2 protein-coding genes are annotated in these 3338 nt (G+C 38.6%); both read right to left on the bottom strand.

Translation table 11 applies throughout. The features are described 5' to 3' along the window. Positions 1–2383 (bottom strand): leucine-rich repeat domain-containing protein (locus tag PHS07_00800; GenBank protein MDD4606867.1); only part of this gene is annotated, 2383 nt, incomplete at its 3' end. A 582-nt stretch (positions 2384–2965) separates the two neighbouring features. Next, complete coding sequence (locus tag PHS07_00805; GenBank protein MDD4606868.1) at positions 2966–3262, bottom strand: GIY-YIG nuclease family protein; 297 nt, start codon at positions 3260–3262, stop codon at positions 2966–2968. Positions 3263–3338: the final 76 nt, after the last annotated feature.

A 3338-nucleotide genomic window follows, 5' to 3' on the forward strand; every position in this document is an offset into this window, starting at 1 on the left:
ATTTGTGATTGGTATCTGCACCAGTAAAATTGTAAGTCGTAATACCTGCACCAACCGTATTCACGCCGGGGCTGATTTCTTCATAAGCGCCAGCATCAGTTGAGACCTCAATTCTAAAGCCATCTTCGTAGGTTGAATTGTCAGCCCAAGTTAAACCAATCTCATTGTCTGAAACATAAGTCGCGACGACATCACTTGGCGCGCTTGGAGTGGTGTATTCATAGTTAGAATAGCCATAACTGGAATACAACAGAGTGGGTGTTTCTGAACGAGCTTGCCAACGATATTTTTCATCAATACTTAGACCAGAGCTATCAGTCATTGGCGAACTCTCGGTCGTGCTTAAATCTGTTTCATAGGTGGCGCTGTCGCAATTAGCGCCAGTGCATCGATTAAAATGATGCGTGTCCTCTGCGCCAGCGTTGTCAGTGTAACCAATGGAAAATTGACTATCAGAGACGTAATTACCAGCGACCTCGGTTGGGGCGTCGGGGGTGGTGTAGTGTTCAATTGCATCAGTGCTGTAACCTGAATTGCCAGCTGTGTTGTAAGCATAAACACGGTATTGATATTTTTCATCTGTTTGAGGTGGATCAGCTGGGTTGTTAGTACTGTTATCTACAAAACTAGTTGTATTGCTACTAACTGTGCCAATGGTTTGCCAACCAGCATAGCTACCTGAGCTGTTGGTATTGCGTTGAACGACAAAACCGTCTTCATAGGTTGAATTGTCTGACCATGACACATTGAATTCAACGTCGCTGACGCGTGAAGCTGAACACCCGCTGGGATCGGTGGGGATATCTTGCATGGTAAAAGACGATGTGCCATCGCTCCAAGCTGAGATGCTACCAATCGCACTATAAAAACGCACACGCCAATTGTATTGAGTGCCATCAAGAGCCAAGGCGCTACCTCCATAGGGAATATCTTCGCTAACACTCTCCTCTGCTAGACCGGGTGGATAGCTATCTAAATCAACCTGACCGCTATCCCACAGAGGTGAACTAAAATCGCCACCATTTTCAATGACTTGAATTTGATATGACTGAGCGTATTGACTTGAACCTAAAAAATCATTGTATTGAGCTGTAAAATCTGGGTTAGTCGTCACCACGTTAACTGGACTGACTGAGCCATTGGTTTTCAACGTGCTAGGCAACTCACAATTGCTGTCGGCTGTGTCAATATCGCCATCTTGGTCGTTGTCGTAACCGTCGGAACAAAAGGCCTCGTATTGATTTTCATATATCACGTGCGTCGCCCAACCATCAATAGTTTCTAAAATATTTTTCTGAGATGTTGGACTGGTGGGGTCGATGTCAATTAAATTAGAACGTAAATAAAGCCCATTTAAATTTGTTAAATTTAATAAGGGTGAGATATCTGAAATTTGGTTGCTATCTAAATATGCGAAAGTTAATGCAAGCAAATTTTCCAAGGCGGAGATGTCGGAAACTAAAGTATAAAATAACCAAAATTCATTTAATGAAATTAAGTTTGCTAAAGGAGATATGTCTGATACTAAACTCATTCCTAAATTAAGGTTACTTAAATTGATTAAACCTGATAAAGCTGAGATGTCTGAGACTGAACTATAGGATAAATTAAGCCAAGTTAAATTAGTTAAAGAAGATAAGGCGGAAATGTCGGAGATAGAGTTGGTTTGCAAATCAAGCCAAGTTAACGAAGTTAGCGTGGATAAAGGAGAGATGTCGGAAATTTCGTTGAAACCTAAACCAAGATTAGTTAATGAAGTTAGGGTAGATAGTCCAGTAAGATTGGAAATTTGATTGGAGCCTAATTCAAGGACAGTCAATGAAGTTAGGGAAGATAAAGGAGTGATGTCGGAAATTTGATTACCGTATAAACGAAGATAGGGCAATAAAGTTAAGCTAGACAAAAGAGCGAGATTAGAGATTTGATTGTAGCTTAATTCAAGGCTAGTCAATGAAGTTAAGCCGGACAAGGAAGAGAGATTAGAGATTTGGTTAGACCATAAATCAATTTGAGTTAATGAAGTCAAAGCGGATAAAGGAGAGATATCAGAGATTTGGTTGGAGCCCAAATGAAGACTAGTTAAACTCGTAAAATATTCCATTCCAGTTATATTACTAATACTTCTACCCGAAGCGTCAAATGTTGTTAGTCCATTAACATCAGTATCATAAATATCACCAGTTGGTTTGGCGATGGCATCGCGCACTGCGGCCTCCAAGTTGGCGTCGGGGAAAGTGATGACTGCGGCATTGGCGGGTCTGACTTGCCAGGGTTGGGCGATTATCATAGTCAGCACGATTGATGAAACCAAAAAGCATAGGACTAGGATAGATAGACTTTTTTTCATTCTGGCTTTAAATTGTTTTTTGTTTTGAGTTAGCATTCTTATATTATATCTTATTTTGAATGAAAATCCAAGATGTTTGTTGTTGCGACCGCAGATGCTGAAATAAATTTAGCATGACACTTCTCTTTTTTTGTCATCCTGAACTTAGCTGTCATTCTGAACTTGTTTCAGAATCTGTAAACACTTAAAACGTCTACTTCTAACAACATGACTAACCCAACCACAGATGTTGAAATAAATTTAGCATGACACTTCTCTTTTTTTTGTCATCCTGAATTTATTTCAGGATCTGTTAGCGCTCAAAACGTCTATGTTAAATAAAACGCTCAACATGATCACAGATGCTGAAACAAGTTCAGCATGACATTATTTATTTCAGAATCAGTATGACCGTTAAACCAATGCCCTATTCGCCAATCATCGGGATTGCTTCGTCGCTACTCTCCTCGCAATGACAGAAAAAATATTGTTGTAAAAATAAGTCTCATTTATATTATAACACTTTTCTAAAAAATAAAAAAATTCATCAAGATGAATTTTGCAAACGTTAATTGTTATAAGTTATAAGTTGTAAGTTATTTTGGTGACCCCACCAGGAATCGGACCTGGATCGTCTGCTTAAAGTCCGCCAGCTGGCGGATCTACTACTGAGCTATATTTTTGAAATATTATTTCTTTTATAAATTGACGACCCCTGAAACTTTTTAATTCTTTTTCACGCTTCACAACTTCTAATCTAGTATTAAAACCTTCTGTATAAATTAATGTCCATCTCCCAGAATTTTTACTAGTATAAGAAGTTGATTTATTTTTTAAAATATTATTATGCCTTTTTAATCTTTCTGATAAATTTTGAGTTTGACCTATATAAAACTTTTTCTTACATGTGTTAAAAATAACATAAACATAAAACATAGGTGCGTTTTTTAAAAATGCCCCCACCAGGAATCGGACCTGGATCGTCTGCTTAAAAGGCAGCTGCTCTACCACT

Source organism: Patescibacteria group bacterium (genome assembly GCA_028707495.1).
Taxonomy (GTDB): Bacteria; Patescibacteriota; Patescibacteriia; order UBA2591; family JAQWAS01; genus JAQWAS01.

Bases quoted from the DNA above. Each gene is read 5' to 3' on its own strand.
- PHS07_00805 (MDD4606868.1), bottom strand. From the start codon at position 3,262: ATGTTTTATGTTTATGTTATTTTTAACACATGTAAGAAAAAGTTTTAT.